The sequence below is a fragment of the Dietzia sp. Cai40 genome (assembly GCF_014145165.1).
Lineage (GTDB): Bacteria > Actinomycetota > Actinomycetes > Mycobacteriales > Mycobacteriaceae > Dietzia > Dietzia natronolimnaea.
Genome location: NZ_JAALEB010000415.1, coordinates 1 through 4,524 on the forward strand (window position 1 = coordinate 1; position 4,524 = coordinate 4,524).

Consider the following 4,524-nt stretch of genomic DNA (forward strand, 5'->3'; position numbering starts at 1 on the left):
CCCCAGCGGCGCACACCGAGCCGGGAGCGGGACCGGCCGGTGCCCGCCTCGGCCCGCTCCGGCCGGGTGGGCTCGACCGCGCATCCGGAGGCCCACCGGCTCACCACGCGTACCGATCTCTCGGACACTGTGCTGGGCCCGCGGAACTACACGCCTCGGCGGATCGGTCTGCTCGCCGTCGTCGCCATCATTCTCTTGGTGACGGTGTCGTTCCCCCTGCGCAATCACTACCAGTTCCTCTCGGACGAGAAGGCGGTGGCGCAGGAGCGGGCCGCGCTGCAGGCCACGATCGCCGAGCTCGAGGCCGAGGAGCAGTTGCTCGCCGATCCGGCGTACATCGAGCAGCAGGCCCGAATCCGCTTCGGCGCCGTCAAGCCGGGGGAGACCCCGTACCGGGTGAGCCCGGTGGATCCGGTGGAGCAGGCGGCGGCCGAGCAGCGGGCGGCCGAGTTGGCGGCGCTGCCGTGGCAGACGCGGGTGTGGGACTCCATCTCCGTGCCCGCCGATCCCATCTTCCCGGAGAACTCGAGTCTCCCGGGGGGTACGTCGGTCCTCGAGGGCACCAGCATCCCCGGCGGCCCCGACACCCCGGCCGTTCCGGTCGATCCCCGACGCGGGCACCTCGGTGTCGATTCCCCGGGCGACGACGCAACTCAACCCCAACCACAGGAGGACCCCCCAGCGTGAGCGCCGAACACAGCGTGTCCAGTGACGATCTCGAGGCGATCGAGGCCCAGCTGGGTCGGCGACCGCGCGGGGTGCTGGAGGTGTCCTACCGCAGTCCCGACGGCAGGCCCGGGGTGGTCAAGACCGCGCCGCGGCTGGAGGACGGCACCCCGTTCCCGACGCTGTACTACCTCACCGATCCGCGGCTCACCGCCGAGGCGAGTCGGCAGGAATCCGCGGGGATCATGAGGGGGATGACGACGAGGTTGACCTCCGACCCCGAGATGGCGCTGAACTACACCCAGGCGCATGAGCGGTATCTGTCCCAGCGCAACGAGATCGAGGACCTGGGTACCGACTTCTCCGGTGGCGGGATGCCCGAGCGGGTCAAGTGCCTGCACGTGCTGATGGCGTACGCGCTGGCCGAGGGGCCGGGCGTGGTGTGGCTGGGCGACGAGTCCGTGGCCCTGGCCTGCGAGGCCGGACTGCGCGGCACCGCGCTACCGGAGGACTGGCCCACGCCCGAGGAGCTGGGCGTGCCCGACTACTACGCGCAGGAGCAGGAGTGACCGCGACTGCTGCTGATGGCGCTGTTCGTGTTGGAGCCGTGGACTGCGGCACCAACTCCATCCGGCTGCTGGTGGCCGAGGGAGTGCCCGGCCAGTCCGGGCTCACCGACGTCACTCGCGAGATGCGCATCATTCGGCTGGGCGAGGGCGTCGACGCTACCGGCAGGCTCTCGACCGAAGCGATCTCGCGATGCCGCACCGCACTCACTGACTATGCGGCCACCATGGCCGAGCTCGGCGTGCAGTCGGTGCGGATGGTGGCCACCTCCGCCACCCGCGACGCCAGCAATAAGAATGAGTTCTTCGACATGACCGCCGAGGTGCTCGGCAAGCACTTCCCGGGCGCGGTGGCCGAGGTGATTTCCGGGCAGACCGAGGCCGAGCTGACCTTCGCCGGCGGGGTGATCGACCTCGACCCGTCCAACGGACCATTCGTGGTGACCGATCTCGGCGGTGGGTCCACGGAGATCGTGGTGGGCGAGATTGTGCACGGCGAGGTTCAGATCCTCGGCGCCCGCAGCCTCGACGTGGGCTGTGTGCGGCTCACCGAGCGGGTGCTCCACTCGGATCCGCCCACGGCGGACGAGATCGCGGAGGCCCGGGCCGTCATCGCCGACGCGCTGGCCGAGGCCGGCGACGTGCCCGTCGGCCTGGCCGACCGCTGGGTGGGGGTGGCGGGCACCTTTACTACGTTGAGTGCGTTGGCTGAGGGACTGGGGGAGTACGACCCCGAGCGGATCCACGGCAGCGTGGTCCCGCTCGATCGGATGCGTGAGGTCTGCGACCGTCTGGTGGCGTCCTCGGTGACCGAGCGCCGCAGCTTGGGGCCCATGCATCCGGGCCGCGCGGATGTGATCGGCGGGGGCTCCATCGTGGTCCAGGAGCTGTGTGATGTGATGGCAGAGCGCGCCGGGTTGTCCGAACTCACCGTGAGTGAGAAGGACATCCTGGACGGCATCGCGATGTCGGTGCTGACTCGCCTGGCTGGCTAGTTCGGCACCGCGTATCGCGCGCCACCCGGCCCGCCCCGGCGAGGCTGGCAAGCCCCCATAGCCCAATTGGCAGAGGCAGACGGCTTAAAACCGTCAAAGTGTCGGTTCGAGTCCGACTGGGGGTACCGTTGCGACCTAGAAGTATTTCGCGAGATAAGCCCGAAGTTCTGGGTCGCAGACATAGACATAGGTTCCGAGCATCCCTCGAGTGAGCAAGACGGCGTAGATGTTCTGTATGTAGCGGACAAGTTCGTCGTTGGTGAACTTGCGCTGCTTGTTTCTCTGGATGCTTTTTCCGTCGAAGAACTGTGCTCGGTCAAACTTCATTTCTCCGGACTGCGGGGAGTAAGTAAGGTCCGGTCCGATGATGACGCCCGCGTAATTGAGGTCGTAACCCTGGATAGTGTGTATAGATCCAATCTCATCAATGGAGTTCGCGCTATTTACCCAATCGACGTCCGTTTGATTCCACCGAAATTTGGATCCGTCGATCACGATGTCATAGGCAGACTTGTCGTTCTTTGACTGCCACTGCCACGCGTACCCGGCTAGGAATCGGGATAACCCCACTTCCTTTTCGCGAGTTCGAATCGCGCTTACAAAATCTCCAAAATCGGAGAATAGCCGAAGTTCGTAGCCTTCGAAGTGCTGCCGCGCGGGCTGTTCGTTCGAAAGCACTCGCCTGATGTATCCGACATAGTCCTGGTCAGACTTGACGCGCATCTGGGATGAAAGGCGGTACGAGCGGGTCTCAATATCGATCGAATCGACCAAGGCGTCCAGCGACGCCTTGGAAACATCCATTGTTCTTACGCTTTGCGCTGAATCAAGCAGGTAGATCTGATGCCTGCTTTGCTGATTGATCCAGTCAAGCTGAGTGTATTTAGGGTCGTCTTCTCCAAAGAGCTTTTCGTTAATCTCTCGAAACTCGATGTTCTTCATCGCAGAGGGCATGTTCGCACGTTGGCTGAGTCGATGGGTTTCATCGACAATCAGCAGGTCGTACTCGGACTCACTTTGTCCGACCTGGAATGGTGTGAGTACTGCGATAGGCGAAAGTCCCGGAGTCTTCTTGAAAACTTCTTGAATAGATTTTCGAAGTGACTGTTGCGGCACGACGAGGCCGATCTGGAAATTCTTGAGAAGCTCAGGGAAGCCCGGCGCGAAGAACTCGCTGAGGAGGGAGTCGCCTTCGGGCTGTTCGGTTTCTTCTGTGCTCTGGATGTCGGACAGGAGCTTCATGAGATAGATGGCGATGACCGTTTTTCCGGTTCCGGGGTTTCCGTGAATCAGGATCCGACTTTCCCGATCGTTTTCGAGATCCTCGAAGAGTCCGCTGAGGATGTCCTCGACCGTGATGGTCTGTTCTTGATTCAGCGCCTTGAAAGGCGAGAGTTTGAAAAGGTCAGTATTCTCAATTTCGGCTACTGTGCGAGTGAAGATACCCTCCGAGCGGAGCTCTTCGAAAATCTGGTCAAATTTCTCTTGATATCCAGGGCGTCCGTAGTAATCGGCATTAGTGATCCCGTCATTTCTGTTGAGGATCTTGAATTTTCCATCGCCAGCGGCCAACCGAATCAGATAACTTTCCAGGTCGAGGCATACCGACTTATTGAAAGTTTCGTCGATGATCACTCGGGCGTGATTCAGCTGGTGTTTTTTGCCGGAGTCAATGTGCTGACGTAGGCGGCCGGACCCATTTATCGATTCACCAATGTAGATTTCAGACTGGCCGTCAAGGGTATAGACGACCGGCCAGTTCTTATGCCGTGGGTCTGTATCGGCCCACACGCTCACCGCGTCAGGGTCAAAGGCGAACTTGTCGATCCTAAAGCCTGTCATACTTGTCGCTGCGTCCTCTGGCGGTTGCGGTGGGGTACTTTTCTCGGGTGATAGCGAGCTTTTCCAAAACTAACCGCTCGGGGGATTCTCCGAGACGATCTGCCAAGAGGTAGGCATATGTAAGCACATCTGCGAGTTCAAGACGCACCTCCGTTATGTCGTAGTCGTCGGACCACTGGAAACACTCTAGTAGCTCTGCTGCTTCGATCGATACCGACTTTGCTAGGTTTGCGGGAGAGTGAAACTGCGCCCAGTCTCGCTCCGCTACGAACAGACGTAGCTCGTCCCGTACGTGCCGTTGAGGAGAATCCATGTGACCATCTTGACAGCGCGGCGTTGATGGCGCGCGGTGTCTTCGCGAAAGGCTGTGGAATGGGATGAGTATTTGGAGGCTTGGGGGCCACCGGATATTGCGTCTGGGGGCCAGCAGTATTGCCGTTGGGGGCCGGTGATCG

General features: G+C 61.7%; 5 protein-coding genes and 1 tRNA gene. 4 read left to right on the top strand and 2 right to left on the bottom strand.

Going from position 1 to position 4,524, the window contains the following annotated elements; translation table 11 throughout:
• The 4 genes from G6022_RS14700 to G6022_RS14715 form a co-directional block, all read left to right on the top strand.
• Window positions 1–687: septum formation initiator family protein (locus G6022_RS14700; protein ID WP_182691859.1), on the top strand; the 687-nt coding region annotated here is incomplete at its 5' end.
• Window positions 684–1,235 (top strand): DUF501 domain-containing protein, encoded by a 552-nt coding sequence (locus G6022_RS14705; protein ID WP_182639261.1) that lies wholly within the window; start codon window positions 684–686, stop codon window positions 1,233–1,235. The genes G6022_RS14700 and G6022_RS14705, both read left to right, overlap by 4 nt.
• Before the next feature lie 38 nt (window positions 1,236–1,273).
• Window positions 1,274–2,227, top strand: a complete 954-nt coding sequence (locus G6022_RS14710; protein WP_347237820.1) for a Ppx/GppA phosphatase family protein — start codon at window positions 1,274–1,276, stop codon at window positions 2,225–2,227.
• Window positions 2,228–2,278: 51 nt separating this feature from the next.
• A tRNA-Leu gene (locus G6022_RS14715) sits at window positions 2,279–2,352 on the top strand.
• Window positions 2,353–2,362: 10 nt separating this feature from the next.
• Here the strand turns inward: G6022_RS14715 and G6022_RS14720 are convergent.
• Together G6022_RS14720 and G6022_RS14725 are read right to left on the bottom strand one after the other, a co-directional pair.
• Entirely contained in the window at window positions 2,363–4,024 is a 1,662-nt protein-coding gene (locus G6022_RS14720; RefSeq protein WP_259847534.1) for a DUF2075 domain-containing protein, read from the bottom strand.
• A 31-nt stretch (window positions 4,025–4,055) separates the two neighbouring features.
• On the bottom strand, window positions 4,056–4,382 hold the full coding sequence (locus G6022_RS14725; RefSeq protein ID WP_182610469.1) for a nucleotide pyrophosphohydrolase: 327 nt from the start codon (window positions 4,380–4,382) through the stop codon (window positions 4,056–4,058).
• Window positions 4,383–4,524: the final 142 nt, after the last annotated feature.

Bases quoted from the DNA above. Each gene is read 5' to 3' on its own strand.
- G6022_RS14725 (WP_182610469.1), bottom strand. From the start codon at position 4,382: ATGGATTCTCCTCAACGGCACGTACGGGACGAGCTACGTCTGTTCGTA.